This window comes from Oleisolibacter albus (assembly GCF_003336875.1).
GTDB classification, from domain to species: domain Bacteria; phylum Pseudomonadota; class Alphaproteobacteria; order Azospirillales; family Azospirillaceae; genus Niveispirillum; species Niveispirillum album.
This window is the reverse complement of record NZ_QGNJ01000003.1, coordinates 77,041-99,816: the sequence shown is the minus strand read 5'-3', so window position 1 is coordinate 99,816 and position 22,776 is coordinate 77,041. Positions and strand designations below refer to the sequence as shown.

24 protein-coding genes are annotated in these 22,776 nt (G+C 66.9%); 8 read left to right on the top strand and 16 right to left on the bottom strand.

All coding sequences use genetic code 11. The features are described from left to right. Window positions 1-192: 192 nt before the first annotated feature. Window positions 193-900: an endonuclease/exonuclease/phosphatase family protein gene (locus DK368_RS05415; RefSeq protein ID WP_114392768.1), complete on the top strand. Its 708-nt coding sequence runs from the start codon at window positions 193-195 to the stop codon at window positions 898-900. 161 nt (window positions 901-1,061) lie between these two features. Here the strand turns inward: DK368_RS05415 and DK368_RS05410 are convergent, their stop codons facing one another. From DK368_RS05410 to DK368_RS05375, 8 genes are all read right to left on the bottom strand, one after another. Then, window positions 1,062-2,582 carry a DUF1217 domain-containing protein gene (locus DK368_RS05410; protein ID WP_114392766.1) on the bottom strand — a complete coding sequence of 507 codons (1,521 nt, stop codon included), beginning with the start codon at window positions 2,580-2,582 and terminating at the stop codon, window positions 1,062-1,064. After that, entirely contained in the window at window positions 2,579-2,908 is a 330-nt protein-coding gene (locus DK368_RS05405) for a hypothetical protein (protein ID WP_114392764.1), read from the bottom strand. The genes DK368_RS05410 and DK368_RS05405 overlap by 4 nt, the downstream gene beginning before the upstream one ends. A 122-nt stretch (window positions 2,909-3,030) precedes the next feature. Beyond that, entirely contained in the window at window positions 3,031-3,471 is a 441-nt protein-coding gene (locus DK368_RS05400) for a flagellar biosynthesis repressor FlbT (RefSeq protein ID WP_114392762.1), read from the bottom strand. A gap of 16 nt (window positions 3,472-3,487) precedes the next feature. Further along, window positions 3,488-3,841 (bottom strand): flagellar biosynthesis regulator FlaF, encoded by a 354-nt coding sequence (flaF, locus tag DK368_RS05395; protein ID WP_114392760.1) that lies wholly within the window; start codon window positions 3,839-3,841, stop codon window positions 3,488-3,490. 164 nt (window positions 3,842-4,005) lie between these two features. After that, window positions 4,006-4,869 carry a flagellin N-terminal helical domain-containing protein gene (locus tag DK368_RS05390; RefSeq protein WP_114392758.1) on the bottom strand — a complete coding sequence of 288 codons (864 nt, stop codon included), beginning with the start codon at window positions 4,867-4,869 and terminating at the stop codon, window positions 4,006-4,008. 197 nt (window positions 4,870-5,066) lie between these two features. After that, window positions 5,067-5,567, bottom strand: a complete 501-nt coding sequence (gene flgN, locus DK368_RS05385) for a flagellar export chaperone FlgN (RefSeq protein WP_162305881.1) — start codon at window positions 5,565-5,567, stop codon at window positions 5,067-5,069. Between the two features lie 4 nt (window positions 5,568-5,571). Next, on the bottom strand, window positions 5,572-5,889 hold the full coding sequence (locus DK368_RS05380; RefSeq protein WP_114392754.1) for a rod-binding protein: 318 nt from the start codon (window positions 5,887-5,889) through the stop codon (window positions 5,572-5,574). Then, window positions 5,889-7,016, bottom strand: a complete 1,128-nt coding sequence (locus DK368_RS05375) for a flagellar basal body P-ring protein FlgI (RefSeq protein ID WP_114392752.1) — start codon at window positions 7,014-7,016, stop codon at window positions 5,889-5,891. The genes DK368_RS05380 and DK368_RS05375 overlap by 1 nt, the downstream gene beginning before the upstream one ends. Window positions 7,017-7,288: 272 nt before the next feature. On the opposite strand from DK368_RS05375, the gene DK368_RS05370 reads away from it, so the two are divergent. Continuing rightward, a complete protein-coding gene (locus DK368_RS05370) occupies window positions 7,289-8,050 on the top strand; it encodes a response regulator transcription factor (protein WP_114392750.1) in 762 nt (253 codons plus the stop codon). Window positions 8,051-8,203: 153 nt separating this feature from the next. On the opposite strand, the gene DK368_RS05365 is transcribed toward DK368_RS05370, so the two are convergent. The 6 genes from DK368_RS05365 to DK368_RS05340 all read right to left on the bottom strand — a co-directional run bounded on the left by DK368_RS05365 (window position 8,204) and on the right by DK368_RS05340 (window position 16,408). After that, window positions 8,204-9,253, bottom strand: a complete 1,050-nt coding sequence (locus tag DK368_RS05365) for a flagellin N-terminal helical domain-containing protein (protein ID WP_114392748.1) — start codon at window positions 9,251-9,253, stop codon at window positions 8,204-8,206. Between the two features lie 3 nt (window positions 9,254-9,256). Further along, on the bottom strand, window positions 9,257-10,681 hold the full coding sequence (gene flgK, locus DK368_RS05360) for a flagellar hook-associated protein FlgK (RefSeq protein ID WP_114392746.1): 1,425 nt from the start codon (window positions 10,679-10,681) through the stop codon (window positions 9,257-9,259). Between the two features lie 35 nt (window positions 10,682-10,716). Then, window positions 10,717-12,006, bottom strand: coding sequence for a flagellar hook protein FlgE (locus tag DK368_RS05355; RefSeq protein WP_114392745.1), 1,290 nt, complete (start codon window positions 12,004-12,006; stop codon window positions 10,717-10,719). A 118-nt stretch (window positions 12,007-12,124) separates the two neighbouring features. Beyond that, complete coding sequence (locus DK368_RS05350) at window positions 12,125-13,144, bottom strand: flagellar motor protein MotB (RefSeq protein ID WP_114392743.1); 1,020 nt, start codon at window positions 13,142-13,144, stop codon at window positions 12,125-12,127. A 2-nt stretch (window positions 13,145-13,146) separates the two neighbouring features. Continuing rightward, entirely contained in the window at window positions 13,147-14,031 is an 885-nt protein-coding gene (gene motA, locus DK368_RS05345) for a flagellar motor stator protein MotA (RefSeq protein ID WP_114392741.1), read from the bottom strand. A 70-nt stretch (window positions 14,032-14,101) separates the two neighbouring features. Beyond that, complete coding sequence (locus tag DK368_RS05340; RefSeq protein WP_114392739.1) at window positions 14,102-16,408, bottom strand: hypothetical protein; 2,307 nt, start codon at window positions 16,406-16,408, stop codon at window positions 14,102-14,104. Between the two features lie 124 nt (window positions 16,409-16,532). Here DK368_RS05340 and flgF point away from each other — a divergent pair, with 124 nt between their 5' ends. The 6 genes from flgF to DK368_RS05310 all read left to right on the top strand — a co-directional run bounded on the left by flgF (window position 16,533) and on the right by DK368_RS05310 (window position 20,716). Beyond that, complete coding sequence (gene flgF, locus DK368_RS05335) at window positions 16,533-17,282, top strand: flagellar basal-body rod protein FlgF (RefSeq protein ID WP_114392737.1); 750 nt, start codon at window positions 16,533-16,535, stop codon at window positions 17,280-17,282. Window positions 17,283-17,321: 39 nt separating this feature from the next. Continuing rightward, entirely contained in the window at window positions 17,322-18,107 is a 786-nt protein-coding gene (gene flgG, locus DK368_RS05330; protein WP_114392735.1) for a flagellar basal-body rod protein FlgG, read from the top strand. 10 nt (window positions 18,108-18,117) lie between these two features. Then, the gene (flgA, locus tag DK368_RS05325; protein ID WP_114392733.1) at window positions 18,118-18,801 is read left to right on the top strand and encodes a flagellar basal body P-ring formation chaperone FlgA; all 684 of its coding nucleotides are present in this window, start codon (window positions 18,118-18,120) and stop codon (window positions 18,799-18,801) included. Between the two features lie 51 nt (window positions 18,802-18,852). Beyond that, entirely contained in the window at window positions 18,853-19,590 is a 738-nt protein-coding gene (flgH, locus tag DK368_RS05320; RefSeq protein ID WP_114392731.1) for a flagellar basal body L-ring protein FlgH, read from the top strand. A 5-nt stretch (window positions 19,591-19,595) separates the two neighbouring features. Further along, window positions 19,596-20,045, top strand: coding sequence for a hypothetical protein (locus DK368_RS05315; RefSeq protein WP_114392730.1), 450 nt, complete (start codon window positions 19,596-19,598; stop codon window positions 20,043-20,045). Window positions 20,046-20,107: 62 nt separating this feature from the next. Further along, window positions 20,108-20,716, top strand: a complete 609-nt coding sequence (locus DK368_RS05310) for a helix-turn-helix domain-containing protein (protein ID WP_162305880.1) — start codon at window positions 20,108-20,110, stop codon at window positions 20,714-20,716. Here DK368_RS05310 and DK368_RS05305 read toward each other — a convergent pair whose 3' ends face one another. Then, window positions 20,717-21,370: a flagellar hook assembly protein FlgD gene (locus DK368_RS05305; protein ID WP_114392727.1), complete on the bottom strand. Its 654-nt coding sequence runs from the start codon at window positions 21,368-21,370 to the stop codon at window positions 20,717-20,719. 15 nt (window positions 21,371-21,385) lie between these two features. Continuing rightward, window positions 21,386-22,747, bottom strand: coding sequence for a flagellar hook-length control protein FliK (locus tag DK368_RS05300; RefSeq protein WP_114392725.1), 1,362 nt, complete (start codon window positions 22,745-22,747; stop codon window positions 21,386-21,388). Between the last annotated feature and the right edge of the window lie 29 nt (window positions 22,748-22,776).

The window sequence follows — 22,776 nt, the reverse complement described above, 5'->3', positions numbered from 1 at the left end:
CCGAAGACCCACGATGACCGGCCGCCGGGGAAGCCCTTCCGGCCGCCAGTGCCTGCTACACCACGCAGGGGGACGTGATCTCGATCCCGATCTACACGTTCGGAATGGAAAAACCGGCTTAGACAACGGACCAGGATCGATGGAACGCCCACCAAATCAGGCGAGCCACACCATGATCTGGGACGCAACTGTATGAAGACCGTTTCATTCAATATTAGGGCCGGTGGCGGGCAACGTATCGGTGCAATCCGGGACTTCATTGAAGGCCATGATCCCGACGTAATAATCCTGACTGAATGGAGAAACACCGATGGAGGGCGGTCCTTGCAGGCGCGGGCGACCAGCCACGGCATGCACTGCGCCACCTTGAACGATGGTTCAACGGCAAATGGAATCTTCGTCGCCGCGAGAGAGCCTTTTGCAGCGGAGAGCCGCACGCCGCCTGGGAAGACCTGCGCGGGCGCACTCCTACAGATCAGATTCACCGGTCGAACGATGCTGGCCTGCTACTTCCCGCAACGGGACGCGAAAGTCCCGTTCTTCGATGCCGTGCTGCGAGTGGCCTCCGAGAATCGGTCGATACCGTTCCTCCTTGTCGGCGATCTCAATACCGGAAATCAGATCGCGGACAGAAGCCCCGCTGGCGGTCAATACTCCTGCGCACCCATGTTCGATGCGCTCAGCACCCCGGGCGGACTGATCGATGTATGGCGCCAGACGCAGGGCGCAGACGCGCGGGAATGGACATGGCTCTCCAGGACCGGCAACGGAATCCGGATAGACCATGCTTTCGCCAACACGGCCTACCTGCACGGTCGAACACTGTCATGCACCTATGATCACACACCCCGCTCCCTGGGCTTCTCCGATCACAGCGCGCTTGTCCTCGTAGAGGAATGACCACTGTCATCCAAATGACAAGACCTGAATCAACCGTGATACCACCAGCCCGCCGCCAGCTTCGGTCAGGAACGCGCCCCCGTTGCCCGATGACTCCGCCAAGTGAATGCTGGGCCGGTGGTCAGAAACGACGGCCGCGGCCTTGATCGGTTCTGCCGCCATCAATACCGCCGCAATGTTGCCGCGGCCAGTAGGGTCGAGGAGTCGATGCTGGTGCGGCCGCTGCCGCCGGACAGGAGTTGCAGGACGGGCGAGGATGCGGCGGCACCGCTGCTGTTGTTTCCGTTGACGTCCCACATCAGCATGAAGCGGTCGATGAGCTTGCTGACCTCGGCCGGGTCCTTCAGCTTCTTGATGTCGAGCTTGCTGGACAGCATGTCCGCCTGCCGGTCCAGATCCATCTGGGCCGAGGCCTCGGGAATGTTCAACGCCAGACGCACCACCTGCGACAGCGCCTTGTCGGCCAGCACCTGATACCAGCTGGTCAGGCTGCCGGCCTTGCGCTGGAAATACAGACCCAGACGCAGCGCCTCGTTGGCATTGCCGGCCGACACCTCGAAGCTCTGGGTCATGTAGCGGTTGACCACATCCTCGACGAAGGCCGGGCTGCCGCGGCGCTTGGCCCCGCTGTTGGTCAGGCTGAATGCCTGGGCCAGCACCTTCTCCTTGGGGCCGGCCTTGGCGGCGAAGGAGGTGGCGACGTTGGGATCGCTTTCCAGCACCTTGCGCAGATAGGTGGTGTCCTTGACCTTCTCCTCCAGGTCGAAGGCCTTCAACACCACCGGCAGCACGGTCTTGTCCTTCAGCAGATCATCGACGGAATCGATGGTCGGCAGGGTCTTGGCCAGCGCATCCAGGTTCCGCTTCACATCAAAGCGCGTGGCCACGGCGGCCTTGTCGCGATCGTAGGTGCGGGCCAGCATATCCCATTGGACCTTGCTTTCAACGACACTGCCGCGCGGAAGGCCCTTGCCGTCCCAGACGTCGAAAAAGGTATCCTGGAAATTCGACAGCACGTTCGGCAGTTTCATCTGCTTGAACGGAATGGTTCCTTCCAGGTCCTTCGCCTGCTGAGCGGCCTCCGCCTTTCCGCCGGGGACGGGCAGGTCGTAGATGAGGCGCACGACCTTGGCCATCTCGGGATCGGCCATGACATCGGACCAGCTGGTCTTGCTGGACAGGCTGCGCGTGAAGTTCAGCATCAGCGACAGCGATTCATTCTTCTTGCCCAGCTCCTCCTCATAGACCTCGCGCACATAGAGGTCGCCCACCTGGTTGATGAAGGAGGGGCTGGTCTTGCTGCTGCTGCTGGCGCCGAAATTGAAGGCGGCGGCCAGCTCGCGGAACCGCTGGTCGGAGATGCGGTTGGCGTAGGAAGAGGAATCCGACAGGTCGCTTTCCAGGACCTTGCGCACCAGCGCCTGGGAGTTGATCTGCTCCTCCAGGCCGAAGGCGCGCATGACGTAGGTGTAGAGCCGCCGGTCGGACATCAGCTCATCGACCGTGCCCACGTTCGGCAGCTTGGAACGGGCATAGGCGGTGTCGGCCTTGTTGGTCGCATCATTCATCATGATCGACTTCTGGCGCTCTGCCGTCCGTCCCAGCAGCTGCCACTGGGCCAGGCTGGAGCCGGTGCCGCCGCTGACCGTTCCCGCACCGAATCCCGTCAGCGCCACCGTCATAGCTTGATCTCCGTCTGGGCCGGAGCCGGCCTGTCGTCCCGGGTCGCTTCGTCCGAAGGCACATAGGTCGGCGGAATGCGCAGCAGCACATTGCCCGTCCGCGGATCGATGACCTCCGTGAACAGCCGGCTGGTTTCCGGGTCAAGCTCGACCCGGTAAGGACGATAGGCTGGCGATGGCTCGATGGGCGGCGGCGGCGGCTCGGGCGGATCCTCCTCCCGCGCCTCGCGGGTGCGCGATTCCGTCATCACACGCTCGGCGATCCGCATTTTCGTGGCGGCGTCCGTTGCCGAGATGCCGTCAACCGGCTTCTGTTCTGCCATCATCCCCTCCTCTCGCTGTGCGGCCCATCTTGCTCCAGCGCTTGCCCATCGGGACCGGTCGACGACATGGGCCACGCCGCAGGCATTGTTCACAGGCGATCGGCGATCCATTGGGCGGCGGACGATCAGGCCCCGGCCAGCGCTCGCCCCCGGTCCACAGGCTCAAGCGGCACGGCCTGCACCGACAGCAGCATCGCTTCATAGGCGATCACCGGGCGCAGCGCAGCGAGCGCCTTGTACATGTCGCCAGTCTCCACATGCCGATCGGCTTCGGACAGGTGCAAGGTCATGTCCGGGTCCCGGATGGCGTTGTGCAGCTGGTTCATCAGCTGGGCATAGGCCGGGCGGTGCGACGGCGCATTGGCCGGGTCAACCAGCATGGCCTGAATGGCATAGTAGGTGCGTTTGACCGGCGTCGTCGCCTCGTCGGGCTGCAGGATGCTGCGCCCGGTCATCACCTGCGCATGGTTCGCCACCGTCACGGTGTTGCGATGGCGGCCGTTCTCGATCACCACGCCGTTGACGATGAACTTCTCGAAGGGTTTCAGCTTCAGCTTCAGCCCCATGGGTGTACCTTTCCGGTCAGGTCGGACGTTCGGTGCCGAGGCCCTGGATCACGGCCCGGTTGACATCGATCAGCGGCGCCACCGACCGGTTCTCGGTCAGCACCTGCCCGCTATAACGGTCGACCCAGATCCCCAGCGAGATCAGGCCGGCTTTCAGCGTTTCCGGCATCAGGTTCTCGGTGTCGGCCAGATCCGACACCAGGACCCCCCAAAGCCGCCGGTTCCGGTCGACCGCACGAATTCGGGCGATGGCATCGACCTGCTTCGACGAGGCTTCAAGCTCCGCCGTCACCTGCTGGAACACCTTGCGCTCCAGCTGGCGCGGACTGGCTGTGTCCCGCATGGACTGCTTATAGGCTGCGACGCTCATTGGACGTCCCGTCCTCCTGTCGATCACGAACCTGGTCAGTCTAGCAAGGCGGGATTAAATGCCGGTGAAATGGAAGGGCGGCTTGTTTCCATGTGGAGAAACACGCATCGAAAAAGGGGCCGCCCTTGCGGACGGCCCCGATCTCGGCGCGGAAACCGCTGGGATCAGCGGAACAGCGACAGGATGTTCTGCGGCGCGCCGTTGGCGATCGACAGAGCCTGAATGCCGAGCTGCTGCTGCACCTGCAGGGCCTGCAGGCGAGCGGACTCTTCGTTCAGGTTGGCGTCCACCAGCGTACCGATGCCCTGGTTCAGGCTGTCCACCAGCTTGCTGGTGAAGTCGGCCTGCAGCTCCAGGCGCTTGCCGATGTTACCGAAGCTGGACGCCGCATTGACCACGGTGGTGATCAGGGACTCGACGCCGGCGGCACCGGTCAGCGCGGTGTTGGCGGCGGCGGCCTTGGCGGCAGCGTCGGCGCCGCCGGTGATGGCGGTGACGAAACCACCGACGGCGGTGGCAACGGCCGTCAGATCAACACCGGTGACGCTGTCGGTCACGCCGGCGATGCCGGTGCCGCTGCGGTTGATCGACACCACCAGCGTGCGGGTGTCGGTGTTGTTCAGCAGGTTCTCGCCGTTGTAGCTGGAGGCGTTGATCGTGTTGGTGATCTGGCTCTGCAGGCTGGTCAGCTCGGCGGTGATCTTGGAGTGATCGACCGAGGCGGTGGTGGCGAGGGCCAGCTGCGACTTGACCTGGGACAGCAGGTCCATGACGTTTTCCGTACCGACGCGCGCGGTCTGCACGGTGGCCGAGTTGATGGCGATGTTCTCGTTCAGCGCCTTCAGGGCGGACACGTCGGCCTTCATGGTCGTCGCGATACCCCAGTAGGACGAGTTGTCCTTGGCGGTGGCGACCTTCATGCCGGTGGAGATGCGATCCTGAACCGTCTGCAGATCCTTGCTGGTGCGGTTCAGGGTCTGCAGCGCCACCATGGCGCCGGTGTTCGTCAGAATGGAAGAAGCAGCCATTTCAAAAGTCCTTCATGGATGGGTTGCATCTGAGCGCCTTCTGACGCTGCCGCACGCGGTCTGATGGGGCCTCGCCCGCCACCGCGGCTGTCTTGACCATCGCACAGGGCGATTAAGTCGGGGTTAAATCTGTCTCCAATAGGAAACCCTGGCAACAGAAATCGTGCCGGGCGCTTTGACCGCCGGATCCTGTGCCGTCAGAGCTGATGTTCGACGCGGCCATAGCCGGGCAGAGTGCCGCGGCTGGCGGCGCCGGAGCGGCCATAGACCCCATCGGCCTGGGCACGCTCGGCCACGCGCGCCATATGCTGCATGACCGCCCCCAGCGCATCCTGGACCGACCGCACGGCACTGGCATTCTCGTCAACCGACCGGCGCAGACGGGCCGCCGCCGCGCGGAGCAGGTCGGGCGAGGCCGGCTCATCTTCGGCCATCGGCGGCGCCACATCATCGGCCACAGCCGCATCCGTGCCGGCCTCGATCGTGATGGCGGCCGTCGCGGGGCGGCGGTGGGCTTCCCGCAGCAGGACGCCCAGCTGCTCGAACAAGCGGCGCTTGGTGGACAGATAGAGGTCCAGACTATCGGTCTGGGCCCGGGACAGGCAGTCCGTTTCCTCGTCCAGCAGGTCGGACAGGGTTTCCAGCGAATCGATCAGCGCCTGACGCAGATCGGGCGCCAGTTCCTCGGGAATCAGCATGGTCTCAACCCTCCTTGGCCCGGAGATAGGAGTCGATCTGCGCCCGCACATTGGTGGCGATGCCAAAGCGGCCGCTGTCGGCGATGGAGGTGGCGACGGCCTCCAGCATCATGCCGCGGTAGACCTCTTCGGCGAAGCCGCCCCCGAAGGCCCCGTCGGTGGGAACCCCCTCGAACATGGCCTCCAGCGCCTGGCCCAGCATCATGGCCTCGAACGACTTGGCAGCCTTGGCGGCATCCTTGCCCGCCACCGGACGGTGGCTGGCCGCCGCCTCGTCGGCGGCCTTCAACGCGGACAGGCTGGGAGCGACAGGGTCGGTCATCACATCACCTCCAGTTCGGCATGCAGCGCCCCGGCCGCCTTGATGGCCTGCAGGATCACGATGATGTCGCGGGGCGACGCCCCCAGCTTGTTGAGGGCATTGACCAGCTCCCGCAGCGACACCCCCCCCTCCAGGATGGCCATGCGGTTGCCTGCGCCTTCATCGACGTTGATCTGGGTCCGCGGCACCACCACGGTCTGGCCCTGGGTCGACAGCGGGTTGGGCTGGGACACCTGCGGCGTTTCCTCCACGCGGACCGTCAGATTGCCCTGGGCGATGGCGACGGTGCTGATCCGGACATTCTCGCCCATGACGATGGTGCCGGTCTGTTCGCTGATGACGACGCGGGCCACCTGGTCGGGCCGGACCGGGATGTTCTCGATCCTGGTCATCATGGCGCTGACATTGCCGCGGTACGTGGTCGGCACGGCCAGATCAACCGTGCGGGAGTCGCTGGCCCGCGCCACGGCCGGACCCAGCGTCTGGTTGACGGCCGCGGCGATGCGGTTGGCCGTGGAGAAATCGGGATTGCGCAGGGTCAGACGCACGCGATCGAGCGAGTCGAGGCTGAAATCAACCTCCCGCTCGACAATGGCGCCATTGGCGATGCGGCCGGAGGTGGGCACCCCCTTGGTCACGCTGGCGGCCGCGCCTTCGACGGAATAGCCCGACGTGGCTACCGGCCCCTGGGCCACGGCATAGATCTGGCCATCCGCGCCCAGCAGCGGCGTGGCGATGAGATTGCCGCCGGACAGGCTCTTGGCGTCACCCATGGTCGAGATCGACACATCCAGCCGCATGCCTTGCCGCGGGAAGGGCGGCAGCTCGGCCGTCACCATGACTGCGGCAATGTTGCGCGTCTTCAGGTTAAGGCCGGTGATATTGACGCCCAAGCGCTCCAGCACACCTTCCAGGCTCTGCTGGGTGAAAGGCGAATTCTGGATGCGGTCGCCGGTGCCGTTCAGGCCCACGACCAGGCCGTACCCCAGCAACTGGTTTCCACGGACCCCCTCGACCTCGACGAGATCCTTGATGCGCATCTGGGCCTGCGCAGCCAGCGGAAAGGCCACCAAAAGGCCGGCCACAGCCAGGGCCAGAATGCGGCGGGCGCGGCAGCAATCAGCCATTTCCTACCCCGGTGTGTGACAGATCGTGCTGGCACCATAGACGCGGAGGGTTAAAGGCGGTTTTCAACGGCGGCCGCCCTATCCTTAACAGACAATTAAGATTGGCCGAAGAGTCCGCTTGACGACTCCCTTCCGTGTAGTCATTCCTCTTTCGGGGCAGTTCAAAAAGGTTAAGAAGGGCAAAATACAAATAAAAAAGTAGTTTCCTCAAATTTTAGCCAATCTTCCTCGGGCCGTCCCGTAGCCTTGCGTCTTGAAACAGGAGTTGGGGCATGCGTGTCCTGTTGATCGAGAACGATCGTACCATCGCCGGGGCAATTTCTCGGGCCGTTGCGCGCGTCGGTGTCCGCTGTGAACTTCAGTCACAGCCGGAAATTGAGTCTCTGATCGCCGACAAGGATGGAAACCTGGAGAATTATGACGCCATTCTCGTCGGGGGAGTTTCCACCGCCGATGTGTTCGTCGCACGTCTCCGTGCCACTGTCGGGCAGACCATCATCGTCAGCCTCCTGGACCACCGGTGCGTGGCGTCCACGGTCCAGCATCTGCGGGCCGGTGCCGATGATGTGCTGGTGAAGCCCATCAATCCGCAGGAAATCGAGGCAAGGCTGCATGCGGTCCGCCGGCGGACCCATGGCCACAGCTCGCCGGAACTGAGCGTGGGTCGTCTGACCGTCTATCTGGACGGGCGCGATCCCAGCGTCGACGGGCGGCGCCTGCGCCTCAGCCATCGCGAACACGCGATCTTCAGCGTCCTGGCGCTGAATGTGGGCCGGGTCGTTTCCAAGGAAAAGATCTACGAATCCGTCTACACCCTGTCCGGGTCCGATCCGCTGGACAAGGTCATCGATGTCTATATCTGCAAGCTGCGCAAGAAGATCGCCGAGGCGACCGGCGGCGACAAGTACATCGAGACGGTCTACGGCCGCGGTTACAAGTTCGAGGCACCGACGGAGGACGAGCGGGATGTGACGCCGGCGGCGTTCCTGCAGCCCAGCTTTCACATGCCGGCCCTGGCGGGGGCTGTCGCCTGAACGGCGCCCCCCTCTCTCGACTCTGCCTGCACGAAAAGGGGCTGGACTGTCGTCCGGCCCCTTTTGCAATGGCATCATCCCCGGGACCATCATCCCCGGGACCGGCACGGCAGACGGTCAATCCGACGCGCCGATCGAGGGGGACAGGTCCCGTTACAGATAGTTGATCAGCGACAGCCCCTGCAGGCTCGCGGTGACCTTGAAGGTGGCTTCGAGCTGGGTCTTCAGCGTGTCCAGACGCAGCGAGGTGGTGTAGATGTCCGCCTCCTCCATCTTCACGATCTGCTTGGAAACCAGCGTATCCTGCACCGCCAGCCGGTCCTGGGCCGCCTTCACCGTCTGTTCGCTCTGACCGAGGATGCCCTGGGTGTTGACGACGCCGCCCAACCCGCGCTCCAGCAGTTCCCAGCTGCGCTTCGCCAGCTGCTGATAGGCGGCCGGGGTAACACTGTCGCTGGGGACAGCGGCCAGCATGTACAGCCCCTGCATGATGTCGCGGACCGGTTGATCACCGGCCGTCGCCTCATAGGCGATGGTGATGTCGCCCTCGACCCGGCCGACCACCGGGGTGGTGGCGCCGTTGAAGAAATTGTCGCCGTAGTTGGCGGCGCTGAACAGCGTGGCCAGACCGCCGGGGCCGTCGATCAAGGCGTCCACATCCGCGGCCGTGGTCAGGCTGGCAAGGCCGCCGGCGCTGGTGATGACATCGCTGACCGCCTGGGTCGGCGTCACACCGGACGGGCCCACCGCATCGGGCTGCACCAGGGGCTGCTGATCGAACTTGGTGCCCGCGAACAGGAAGCGGCCGGACTGGCTGCTGTTCAGCATATTGACGACGGTCTTCATCGCATTCTGCGCCGCCTCGGCGATGGTGGCGTTGGCGATGTCGGAGGAGGTTCCCGATGCCGTCAGCGCCAGGTTGCGCACCTCTTCGGTGGATTTGCGCACCTCGTCCAGGGCATCCTGCATCAGCGACAGCCGGGTGGACTGGCCCACCAGATTGTCCTTGAACTGGGCGACTTCGTTGCGCACGTTGCGCAGCTCCAGCAGCGATGCCGTGCGGCTGCCGTTGCTGCCGGCGATATCGACCTTGAGGCCGTTCGACATTTCCAGCTGCAGTGTCTGCATCTCGGACTGCATCAGCCGGACGTTATTGCGGGTGTACCGCGCCATGGACAGGGCGGAAACAGTGGCGATGGACATGGATCAGATCTCCAGAAGCTTGTCGAGCATCTTGCCGGCGGCCTGCATGATCTGGGCGTTGGCGGCGTAGCTGCGCTCCAGCAGCATCAGATCCTGCAGTTCCTCGTCGATGTTCACGCCTTCCGCCGCCTCGCGGCTGGCCTTCACCGTTTCCAGCTGGATGTTCAGGGATTTGGCATTGCTGCCGGCCGTCGAGCGCGTCATCTGCTGCTGGCTGATGGCGGCATTGGTGAAATTCTTGATGGTGCCGCTGGTCATCAGACCGGCGGCCGGGCTGAAGCTGAACGCCTTGGAGAAGACACCGATGAAGGCACGGATCTGGGTGGTGTCACCCACGGCGCTGCCGCCGGTATAGTTCAGCCCCTTGCCGACCAGGGCCGGATTACCGCCTGCCGACAGCAGGACGGCACTGTTGACCTGGATGCCGGCCGCGACGCCGGGGCCGGCGGTGGTACCGGTAAACAGGCTGCCGCCGGTGGTGTCCGCCGCCTGGAAACCGGTGATCAGCGCCTTGGCAACCTCGTCGATCTGGGTCTGGACCTCGGGCATGACCTGGTCACGGACGGCGAACAGCCCTTCCAGCCGCCCGCCGCGCAGCGGGTTGGGATAGCCGCCCCCCGGCGCGATGTCGATGCCGTCCACGGTGATGCCGCTGAGGCTGCCGGGATAGGCCGCCGTCGGCCCGATCACCATGGTCTGGTTGAACTCCAGGCTGCGGGCCGTGCTGTCCAGCAAGGTCACACCGCCCGTGGTCATGATGACGATCTCATTGTCGCCACGGGTGAAGTACTGGATGCCCATCTCGTCGGCGATCTGGTCCAGCAGGCGGTCGCGCTCATCCTCCAGTTCGGTGGTGTCCTGGCCGGTACCGGTGCGGATGGCGACCTGACGGTTCAACTCCTCCATCCGCTTCAGCGCCGTGTTCACCGTGCCGACCGATTGGGCGATGCTGCCGTCGGCCTGCTGGCGGATGTCGGCGACCTTCTTGCTGGTATCGTTGAGCCGGCCGGCCAGGGTCACGGCCGCATCCACCACCGTGCGCTGCTGGGTGGCGCTGTCGGGCAGTTCCTCCAGCCCGACGAAGGCCTGCTCCAGGCCGGCGACCGCGGTGCTGAGGCTGCGCTCCTCGTTCGACTGGCCGACGAAGTCGGTGAACTGCACCAGCAGGTCGGCCTTGGCCGCCTCCGCCTGATAGGCGGCGGACTGCGACCGCGTCTCCCGGGCCAGGGAGGCATCGATCCGCCGCGACACATTGGCGGTCGTCACCCCCCGCCCCTCGCCCCCCACGGTCAGCGACGTCATCACCGCATCCTTGCGGGTGTAGCCGGCCGTGGTGGCGTTGGCGATATTGCGGGCCAGGATCGCGGACCGCGTTTGATTCGCCTGCAGACCGGTCAAGGCCGTCTGCAGTGCAAGACCGATGGTCATGGTCTGAACCTCCCAAGCCCGGGACGATGGCGCCGTCAGCGCATCAGCCGCGTGATCTCGTCCATCATCTCATCCGCGGTCTGGATGATCTTGGCGTTGGACGAATAGGCGCGCTGGGTTTCGATGATGCTGGTCAGCTCCTCGGCGATATCCACATTGGAGGCTTCCAGGGCACTGCCATTGACGGTTCCGGCCGACCCCGTGCCCGCATCCCAGAGATAGACATCACCGGAATTGCGGCTGATCTGATAGGCGTTGCCATCGGCACGGCTCAGCCCGTCGGGATTGATGACGGTGGCCAGCGGCAGCTGATAGACGGCCTGACGCAGACCGTTGCTGTAGATGGCGGTGACGATGCCGTTGTCGCCGACCTCGACCCGGTCCAGCTGGCCATAGGCCGCGCCGTCCTTGCTGATCTTGCTGGGCGAATATTCATCGCCGAACTGGGTCAGTCCACCGGCCGCACCGATCGACCCCATATTGATGTCGATGGGCTGACCGCCGACATCGATGGAGATGGTGCCGCCACTGACCGTGGCGCCGCCGCTGCCGGTCATCGCGGTCAGCGCACCGCCGGGAACCGTACCGGTCACGCCGTCGGAGAAGGTCAGGTTGACCGTGCCGACGCTGGCATTGTTGGCATCGAGGATGTTCAGCGTCCAGGCATTGGCCGTGCTGGACGGCTGCCACTGCAGGGTCAACTTGCTGGTGAAACCCAGCGGCGTGAAATAGTCCAGCGAGGTGGAGAACGGTGCCGCCGCCGGGGTCTTGCCGGTCTGGCTGGCCGGCAGGTTGCCGGCAAAGCTGATGGTGCTGGTCGCCTGCGCCAGGCCGGTGATCTCCGACAGGTTCACAGTCTGCATGGAGTCGAAGCTGGTGCGCGACGGCTCGCCGCCCAGCACCTTGCCGCTGGCGTCCAGGCGCCACCCCTGCAGGTAATAGCCGGCGGTGTTGACCAGATTGCCATTCTCATCCTTGTGGAAGGAACCGGCGCGGGTCAGCAGGGTCTTGGAACCGGTGGTCCCCGCCGTGGCATTGTCGCTGACGACGAAGAAGCCGTTGCCGGAGATGGCCAGATCGGTGGCCTGCGTGGTGGACTGCACCAGACCGCCCTTCGACACCTCGGTGCGCAGATCGGCCTGGACACCGCCGGCGGAATAGGAGTTGGGCGCCGAGGCGGTGGTGACCAGGGTGGCAAACTGCACACCCGTCCGCTTGTAGCCGACCGTGGACGAGTTCGAGATGTTGTCCGAGATCGCCGCAAACTTCGCGCTCTGCGCGGCCAGGCCGCTGACACCAGAATTCATTGCACTGTAGATGCTCATGGCTCGCTCCGGTCGCAGGACAGGGGTGTGCGTTTCTAAAAGGAAACAATTGTGGGGCAGGATAGCCGGACGGTTTTAAAACCGCATGAAATCCGGCAATCCCGGTGACAGGGACCGGTCAGGGTCCCTTGTTGCCCGTGGGCAGCGGCACGCGGCGCAGCACCGTGATGCTGATGCGGCGGTTACGCGGATCTTCCGGGGCCTCTGCGAACAGATGCACCGTGTCGGCCAACCCCTCGACCCGGGCGATCCGGGTCGGAGGAATGCCGCCGGCCGTGAGGATGCGGCGGGCGGCGTTGGCACGGTCGGCGGACAGTTCCCAGTTGCTGTACCGGGCCAAAGGATGGAAGCCACGCCCGTCCGTATGGCCGGCGACGGCGATGCGGTTGGGCACCGGCACCAGCGCCGCGGCCACGACCCGCAGCAAAGACGCGGCCCGGGCATTGAGATCAATGGACCCCACCTCGAACATGGAGAAATGGGGACGGTCGGTGATCTGGATGCGCAGCCCGTCGGCCGTGACATCGAACACCAGGTTTTCGTTGAGATCCTTCAATTCGCTGGCCGCCGCCAGCGTGGCGCGGACCTCGGCTTCGATGCGCTCGAAGGAGGACTGCTCCGCGGCGACCTGGGCCAACTGCTCCCGCAGCGCCGGATCCATGGACGGACCGGCCGGGACCGTGCCCGCCGGCACTTCGCCCAGCGTCAGATCGCTGCCGCTGCCCGCCCGGGCCGGCTTCTCCGCGAAAGTATCCCCCTCGCCGGCATCGTTCATCACCGGGGCGGGGCCGGGTTGCGTCAGCGCCGGCACGCGCGCCGTGGGGATCGACTCCCAGGCACTGCTGGCGGATGAGGTCAGAGTGCCGCCTTCCGCCACCGACTTGCCGGCCAACTGCCCGTCCGCACCGGAATTGCTGCTGGACACGGTGATGGGGCTGAAATAGTCGGCAATGCCCTCCCGCTGTTCCGGCGTGGTGATGTTCACCAGCCAGAGCAGCATGAAGAAGGCCATGACCATGGTGGTGAAGTCGGCATAGGCGATCTTCCAGGCGCCATTGTGCGCCTCGAACTCCTCCTCGTGCCCCCGCCGCTTGACGACGATGGGCTCGGCCTTCTTGCTGCGCCCGGGAGCCGCCATGATCAGGCCGCCTTCTGACGTTCATTGAGGCGCTGGGACGCGTTGGTGGTCACCTCCTCCACCTCATAGAAGCTGGGCTGCACCTCGGCGTAGAGCATCTTGCGGGCATGCTCCACGGCGATGGCCGGGGCCGATCCGTGCAGATGCGCGATGAGGGCGGCCTTGATGCAGTGGAAATAGCGCATTTCCTCGTCCCGCATGCGGATCATGGCACTGGCCAGCGGCCCCACCACACCGTAGGAGAGCAGCACGCCCAGGAAGGTGCCGACCATGGCGCCGCCGATCAGCTTGCCCAGCGTTTCCGGCGGGGCCGAGATGGCGCCCATGGCCTTGATCATGCCCAGCACCGCGGCCACGATACCGAGCGCCGGCAGCGCTTCCGCCACCGTATGCAGGCTCTTGGGCACGCGCTGGAACTCCTTGTTCAGCGTCACCAGCTCCTCGTCCATCAACGCCTCCATCTCGGTGGCGCGGTCGGCCCCCAGCGACATCAGACGCAGATAGTCGGTCAGGAACCGCAGCGCCCGCGTATGCTGGGCCACGGTGGGGAACTGCTGGAACAGGGCGCTGTCCTCGGGGGTCTCGATATCCTTCTCCAAGCCGAGAAGCCCCTTGGTCCGCGCCGTGCGCAGCACGGTGTAGAGCAGGGCCAGCAGGTCCAGATAGTCGGAGCGCCGATGCTGCCCGCCCCGCAGCAGGGAGGCCACGCTGGCACCGGTCTGGCGGATGACCTCACGGGGGTTGGCGATGACGAAGGCGCCGAATGCCGCGCCGCCCACGATCACCAGCTCGAAAGGCTGCCACAAAACGCCGAGATGACCGCCGAGGGCGAAGAAGCCGCCGAGGACGGAACCGAATACAATGATCGCGCCGATGACAAGGTTCATCCGAATATCTCCGGGCTTCGGCCACGGGGCCAGGCATGGCATCCTGCCCCGGCGCGGTTAAACTGTGTTTTCAATTGGAGACGCCTCCGCGGACAAGCCGGCCAAGGGCGCGGCTGTCATCCAGCAGCTGCCGCAGATCGCGCTCGCCTGCGGCGGAGACCGGAACGGGACGGGCCAGGGCCTGCAGCCCTTGCGCCAGGGTCTCGCCGCCCAGCGCGCCCTCATGCTGCGTCAACACGCGCGCAGCCGTGGCACCGTCGCCGGTCAGCAGGCTGGCCAGGGCAAGCCGTGCCGCATCCTCCGCGCTCAACGGCTGTTTGGCCTCGAGTCTGGTCAGCACGCCCGCGGCATCAGCCCAGCGTTCCTGCCGCCACAGAATGGCTGCCCGGGCCTGCAACCCGTCGGCGTCCTCGGCCGACGATACCAGCGCCAGCGCCCCCTTCAGATCGCCGGCCCGCGTCAAGGCCTGAGCCTTCAGGGCCGCCGCCGTGCCGGTGGGCTTGTCGATCCCGTCAAGCGCCGCCAGGGCCGCCGCCGGATCGCCGGCCGCCAGTTGCAGACGGGCGAGATCGACAATCAGCGACGGCTTGTCGGCGGCCGGCACCAGGGTCATCAGACCTTGCAGCTCCGCCTCCGCGGCCTTGAAGGCGCCGGCCTCACGCAGCAGGGCGGCATAGCGCCGGCGCACATCCCACCCGGCCTTCCCGTCGGGCAGCAGATCGCGGCAGCGCTCGAAGGTCAGGATGCGATCAGCCAAGGCCAGGGATTCGCCGGCGGGACCAGCCATCTCCCCCAGCAGACGCCCGGCCAGATCGGTCGCGGCGGCCGTCTCTGCCGGCGGCAGATCCGGGAAGCGCTGGTGCAGCAGACGCAGGCGGTCCAGGGCGGCCAGCTGACGCCCCTGCCCGGCGTCGATCCGGGCCAGGCTGAACAGGGCACCGGCCTCCACCGGAGACTGCGGCCAGTCGCGGACCAGCAGTTCCAGTATCTCCGCGCCCGTCCTGGAGTCCAGGTCAGCGGTGGCCAGCCGGGCATCCACCGCGGCCAGACGCGCCTTGGCCCCCGCCTGGAACGGGCGGGCCGCCGCCTTGTCCCACTGGGCCAGGGCCAGAGTCATGCGCCCGGCCACCGCATGCAGGCGGCCGATCTCATAGAACAGGCGGGCAAGATCCTCGTCCGTGGGGCCGGCCCCCTCGATCTGGCGCGCGAACTCGCGGGCCATGCCATCAAGCCCGGCATCCGCCGCCACGGCCAGCAGATCGAATCCGGCCAGACGCCGGGCCTCGGGGGGCAGCTGCGGCAGCGCCCGTCCAGCGGCGGGAAGATATTTCAGGGCCTCGCTGCCGCGCCCCCGCCGCTGCAACAGCACGGCCGCCCACAGCGGACCGTCGCCGGCATGCAAACTCTCGTCGGTCAACAGCCAGTCCGCAGCCGGATGGGTCGGGTCGGCCAGGGTCGCCGCCACCGCGGCCACCGCCCGGTCAAGACCGACGGCACCGGCGGCCTCCAGCGCGGCAAGGGCTTCGGGGGCCAGGCCCCAGGCCAGCTGGAAGCGAATGAGGTCTCGCCGCGCATCGGCTGCCTGGGCGGCATCGGCCGCCGCCGCCTGTCGCAGCCGATCCCGTTCGACAAGGAATGGTCCCCGGCGCCATCCGGCCAGATCGAGCACCGGCGCCCCCGTACCCCAGCCGGGATCGGGAATGCGCAGATCCCGACGCGGGGCGCGGGCGGCTGCCTGTCCCGCCGTATCAGCGGCCGACGCCTGCGGCGGCGCGGGCGGTTCCTCCGCATCGTGCAGTCCTTTGGCGATGGCCGAGCGGGCAAAGGCGGCGTCGGCCGCCGTCTGGGCGGGGGACGCCGGCCCCCCGGCGGGAACCGCGGCCGATGCGGACATGCCGGTCACGGGCAGGGGGGCGTGAACCGCAGTGGGCGGAACAGCAGCAGCCGACGCCGCAGTGGCCCCGGCCGCCCCGGAGACCGTCGCTCCGGACAGCTGCGCTCCGGCCGACAGCGGTTTGCGCCCGGGCAGCGGCGGCGCCGACACCGTCAGCACCGTCCGGTCGCGCACGCGCCGCAGCGCCAGCTGCGAGCCGCAATCGGTGGCGATGGTCAGGGTCTTTGCATCCACCAGACCAACCCCGCGGATGCGGCCGCCACCGGTCCGGGCCGCGGAGACGTCCAGCCCCTCCGGCATGGACAGCACCAGAAGCGCACCGCACTGGTCGCGCTGGAACAGTTCGGGTGCGGTGGCCCCCGTTTCGATGGCCAGTTCCGTGGTGCTGCCATTGACCCGCACCTCGACCGGTGCCGGCGCGGCCAGGGCCGGCACCGCCAAAGACAGGCCGACGGCCAGGAGCAGGCAGGAGTGGTTTCTCATCGGCAACCCGCGGCGGATCTTGAACGTGGATTTAACCTAGCCCCGGCACATTAAAGCCGGTTCAAAACTGGGGACCCTGGACTGGAACCGGGTCCGCTGGCCCTGCAAGCAGGAGGCTGGTTCCTTGGAAAACGCGCTGTATGTCGCGCTGTCCCAGCAGATGGCGCTGCGCCGCATGCTGGATGTGACGGCCAACAACGTCGCCAACATGAACACCACCGCCTACCGGGCGGAACGGCCGGTGTTCGACGATTTTGTCAGCCGCGTCGGCAAAGGCGACCAGACGGCGTTCGTCGTCGACCGCGCCACCTATACCGACCTGCGCGAAGGCACCATCACCACCACGGGCAACCCCTTGGATATCGCCATCCGCGGTGATGCCTGGCTGCAGGTGCAGACGCCCGATGGCCCGCGCTACACCCGCGACGGCCGCCTGAACCGCTCGCCCGATGGCGCGCTGGTCAGCGTGGACGGGCATCCGGTGCTGGACGGGGACGGCAACATGATCGACGTGCCCGAGGATGTGGGGCCGATCACCGTGGCCGCCGACGGCACCCTGTCCTACACGGTGGAAGCCGCCGGCGAGGAGGTGCAGACCGTGGAACTGGGCCGCATCGGCCTGTTCACGCTGCCCAATCCCGAAGGATTGCAGCGTGAAGGCTCCGGCCTCGTCGCTGCCACCGGCCAGCCGCAGCCCGCCACCGACGTGACCGTCGTCCAGGGGGCGGTGGAAGGCTCCAACGTCCAGCCGATCGTGGAAATGGTCCGGCTGGTCGACCTCACCCGCGCCTACGGTCTGGCCTCGCGCCTGACCGAGACGGAGAACGACCGCCAGCGCAACGCCATCAACAAGCTCGGCGGCCCGGCCTCGTAACCGACGCCGTCCGCGACTGTTCAAGGAAAACGCATCACCATGCGCACGCTCAATATCGCCGCCAGCGGCATGATGGCCCAGCAGCTCAATGTCGAGGTCATCTCCAACAACATCGCCAACATGAACACGGTTGGCTACAAGCGCTCCCGCGCCGAGTTCCAGGATCTGATGTACCAGTCGCAGCTGCGGCCGGGCGCCACCTCCTCGGATCAGGGCGACATCGTGCCGGCCGGCATCCAGCTCGGCCTCGGCGTGAAGCCGGCCGCCGTGGCCCGCGTCAGCGGCCAGGGCCCGCTGACCCAGACCGAGAATGATTACGACACCGCCATCCAGGGCCGCGGTTATTTCCTGGTCACCATGCCCACGGGCGACACCGCCTATACCCGCGCCGGCAACTTCCAGCTCTCGCCGGAAGGCACCATCGTCACCGTGGATGGCTACGAGGTCAGCCCCGGCATCACCGTGCCGGAGAACACCCGCAAGGTCACCATCAACGCCAATGGCGAGGTGCTGGCCTATGTGGACGGCCAGCAGGAGCCGGAGAATGTCGGCCAGTTCGACATGGCCATGTTCGTCAACGAGGCCGGCCTGGAGGCCATGGGCGACAACCTGTTCCGCGAGACGCCGGCATCGGGCGTGCCGCTGCTGGGCATCCCCGGCCAGCAGGGCTTCGGCACCATCCGCCAGGGTTACGTGGAAGCCTCCAACGTCAACATCGTGTCGGAGATCACCAGCCTGATCTCGGCGCAGCGCGCCTACGAGATGAACAGCCGGACCGTCGAAGCCGGCGACCAGATGCTGAATACCCTCGTGCAGATGCGGTGAGGCCCTGACGATGCGTGTGTTGCTCCCTTTCCTCGCCGGTGCCCTGCTCGTCGCCGCCCAGCTGTCCGCTCACGCGGACATGGGTACGCTGTCCGCCCGCGCGGATGCGGACACGCTGCTGCGCACGGCATTCGAGAACCGTTACGGCGCCGCGCTGGGCGAGGGGGAGCTGCATCTGCGTCTGCAGAACCAGGTCACGGCGGACGTGGACGCGGTCGAGGCCCTGAACTTCGATCCCAAGTCCGGCCGCTTCGCCGCCATCCTGCGCGGCAATGGCGACCGTGTCCGCGTCGATGGCGAGATCTGGACCGAGATCCCGCTTCCGGTCCCCACCCGGCGCCTGTCGCCGGGCGATGTCATCGCCGAAGGGGACATCACGCTGATCCCGGTGCGCACCGCGCAGGTCGGTGCCCGCTCCGTCACCGACAAGGAGTCCCTGGTCGGGATGGAGGTGAAGCGGGTTCTGACCCCCGGCCGCCCCATCCAGTCCAACTCCGTCAGCACGCCGATCGTCGTCCACCGCAACAAGCCGGTGACGGTGCAGTACCGTCAGGGCAGCCTTCTGGTGACGGCCCAGGGCCGCGCCCTGGAGGACGCCGCCACGGGCAGTCTTGTCCGCGTCCAGAATGTTGACAGCAACCGGACGCTGACGGCCACGGCCATCGGACCGGGGCTGGTTTCCGCCTCCGACTGAGGTCCACCGCCGATGTCCCGCCTCGCCCGTCCCCAGAAAAGGAGCGGCCCCATGTCCATCCACCGTCCCGCCGCGCTGCTGCTGGCCCCGTTGCTGCTGGCCGCCTGCGCCGACCGGCTGGATCACCTGGGACGGGCGCCCAGCATGACCCCCATCGACGATCCAGCCCGCCAGATGGAGGCGGCCGGTGTCAGCATGCCGATGCCCGAGCGCTCCATGCAGCTGCGCCAGCCGGCCAGCCTGTGGGAATCCGACGCGCGCGGCTTCCTGCGCGACCTGCGCGCCAACAAGGTCGGCGACATCGTCACCGTCGTCATCGAGATGTCGGAACAGGCGCAGATCAGCAACCAGACGACCCGGTCCCGCGGCGCCAACGAGGCGGCCGGTCTGCCGAACCTGTTCGGGTTCGAGAACAAGCTCGGGGCCGTGTTCCCCAACAGCGTGGACAAGGACAAGCTGGTCAACATGAATTCCAGCTCCAGCTCCAGCGGGAATGGCGCCGTCAACCGCAAGGAGCAGATCCAGCTGAAGGTCGCCGCCGTGGTGACCGAGATCCTGCCCAACGGCAATCTGGTCATTGCCGGCCGGCAGGAGATGCGGGTGAACTACGAACTGCGCGAGTTGCGCATCGCTGGCGTCATCCGGCCCCAGGACATCACCACGCGCAACACGGTCAGCTACGAGAAGATCGCCGAGGCCCGCATCGCCTATGGCGGCCGCGGCCAGATCACCGACCTGCAGCAGCCGCGCGTCGGCCAGCAGGTGCTGGACGCCATCCTGCCGTTCTGACCGACATGGCCAAGCTCCCCCTCTCCCCGGTCCTGGCCGGCATCGTGCTGTTTGCCGGCGGCCTCTATCTCGGCGGCCTGATCAGCCAGGGTCAGCGGCCGACCGTCCCGCCGCCCACCATCCGTCCGGAGACCGGGGCACCGCCTTCCCAGTCCAACGGCGAATCCGTCATCGTCCCGGTCTGGAGCCAGGGCCGCGTCGCCGCCTTCGTGGCCGTGGAGATGACGGTGGACTTCACACCCGGCACCTCGGTCAATGCCTCGCTTCCCCTGGTGCATGACCGGCTGCTGCGCTTCCTCTATGCCCGGGGCGCCGAGGGCGGGCTGCAACCGGACCGCGTCGATCCTGCCCAGCTGAAGGCCGAGATGGTGCGGATCGCCAACGAAGCGGTGGATGGCCATGTCCAGGACATCACCCTCAACAAGATGATCCACCAGATCAATCAGCGCAGCTGATCCCTCTTTCCTTGTCAGGCACTTCGTGTATGTTTCCCGGCTGGAAACAGGACGGGGCTGCGATGCAGGAACAGGATGGTCCGCGCCTGCGGGCGTTGCGTGAGGAACGCGGGCTCAGTCTGGCGCGGCTGGCGGCAGCCGCCGGCATGTCGAAAGGCGAACTGTCGAAGCTGGAGAACGGCGTCCGCCCGCTGCGTCCGGACCATGTGCTGCGGCTGGGCCGCGCCATGGGCCTGAACCCGGAGGCGCTGCTGGCGCCGGGGAGTCCGCTGCTGGCGCTGATGCTGCCGCAGCGGGCCGAACGGACGTCACTCCCCCTCTATGATGGCCGTGACCTGACGCGGGCGGGCAGCGCGGCAGAGGCAATCGGCATTGTTCCGGCACCGGAACAGCTCCGCGGCGATCCGGATGCCTATGCCATCGTCATCAACGACCTCAGCAATGCCCCGGCTCTGATGCCGGGGGTTGTCCTGCATGTCAGTCCGGCGGGGGTGCCGCGGGTCGGCGATCTGGTCATCAACCGGGTCAGCTGGACGCCGCTAGCCTTCTATCTGCGCCAGGACGATGACGGACAGCTTTATGGCCTGACGCTGTCCCGCCGTCGCGTCACCCTCGATCTCGAGGATGTGGAGAAGCTGCACCGGGTCGCCGGTGTCTGGTTCATGGGCTGATCAGGCCGCGGCGATGATGCTGTCGCGGCCCGTGGTGGTGCCATCATCCAGGACAAAGACGGTGCTGCCATCCTCACGGCGGATGCCGGTGACCTTGGCCGAATGGGTCAGGCCAGTGGTCAGCGACTTGCTGTTCTCGTCGGTGGCCTGGACCAGCACCGTATAGGCTCCCTCCGGCGCCTTGGTCCCGGTGCTGGTGGTGCCGTCCCAGGTGAAGCTGTGCGTACCGGCCAGCGGATCACCCTTGGCCGAGGCCACGATGCGACCCTCGCCGTCGAGAATATAGAGATCGACCGACTTGGCCCCCTCCGGAATGGAGTAGGAGGCGCTGAGTTTGCCGTCCTTCAGACCGACCGTGCCGCTGTCCACCTCGACCTGGCGGCCGATATAGCTGAGATCCATGCGGTCGTTGCTGGATTTCAGCTCGCTCAGCACCTCGGCGATCTTCGAATTGGCGGCCACGGCCTGTTCGACTGAGGAAAACTGGGCCAGCTGGCTGACCCATTGGGTCGAGTCCACCGGCTGCATCGGGTCCTGGTTCTTCAGCTGTGCCGTCAGCAGGCGCAGGAAGGACTGTGTATCGGTGGTCAGCCGGGTCTGGGCCAGCTGATCTTTGGTCTGGGTCGTACCGGCGACGCCGTCAACGGTGGACATGGCTGAGGTCCTTCTTCAGATCTGGATATCGACGAGGCTGTCGGAACGCACCGGGGCCGGCGTCAGCAGGTCCGGCGCCGCATCGGCCTCCACCGCCACACCGTAGACACGGGCCGCCCTGCCGCCGGACGGGGTCCCGGCCCACTGGCCGCCACCGTCGCGCAAGGAGAACTGCAGCCCGTCGGACTGCAGTTGCAGGCCGCTCTGCGATACCGCCCGCTCCAGCAGCCGCTGGTCCCGCTGCAGCAGGTCCAGGGTCGACTGCCGGTCGGCCGAGATCAGGGCCGTCACCCGGCCGTCCTGCACATCGAGGCGCACCTCGACGCGGCCCAGCGATTCCGGATCGAGGCGGACCGTCAGCGTGGTCTGGCCGTCGGACACGGCCTGCTCGATCCGGGCCATGACCTGATTGGCGGGGCTGCTGTGCGCCAGGGCACCGGCGCGGGTCGCGGCCGGCACATGGCCAGCCTCCCGCGCCGCCGTCTGACCGGGGGTCAGGGGCAGAAGCCCGGCATCCGGCGCCGGGGGCAAACCGTCGGCCGGCGCAGTCTTGGCCGGGTCCGCCACGGGACCGGCCGCCTTCTCCTCGGCACCGGCCAGCAGAGCGGCAGCGCGGGCCGCCGGCTTGGCGGTCGCGGCACGCCCCGCAGCGGCCGGCGCCTCGATGGCGTCACCCCGGCCCGCAGGATTGGTGGCCGGCGAGGCTTCCGGTTGCGCCCGGGGCGCCACAGCAGCGGGAACGGGCGTGACGGTCGCCGCCACAGCCGTCCCCTGACCCGCCACCTGCTGGGCACCCTGCTGTGCCGCCGTCACCGCACCGCCATCGGTGGCGGTCTGTCCGGCCATTGCAGTCGCATCGGTCTGGGCCGGTCCGACCGCGGTTCCGGCCGGGGTCCCCGCCTGGGCCGTCGGCAGTGCGGCACCGTCGGCGGCTTGGCTGCCCGCCCCGTCCAGGGCGGCATCGGTCCCGGTCACGGGCTGCGGCGCCCCCTGGGCCAGTTGCGGCTTGATGCGCACGGGCTGCCCCGTGCCGGTCTGCACGCCGGACACCATGGCCGTACCGGTCGCCGCCGCCGGGATCGGTTGCGGTTGCACCATGGTCAGGCCCATGGCCTGCATCAGGCCGGCCATCAGCGTCCCGCCGTCGGATGGCGGGTCGGTCCGCGAAGTCTCGCCGGCGCTGTCGGTCGCCGCATCTGCCGGGGGCGATCCCGCGGGATCCTGGTTTGCCCGGGCCTTCTCGGCGACCAGCGCATCGAAGTCCGAGGCATAGCCCCCTGTCCCTGCGGCCGTGCTGGTGTTGCCGGACCGGCTGGCGGACGCGGTGCTGCCGCCGTCGGATGGCGCGGTCGTCAGGGAGGCAAGGATGGGCTGCATGGCACCGGTCCGGATGTCGAAGCTGCCGT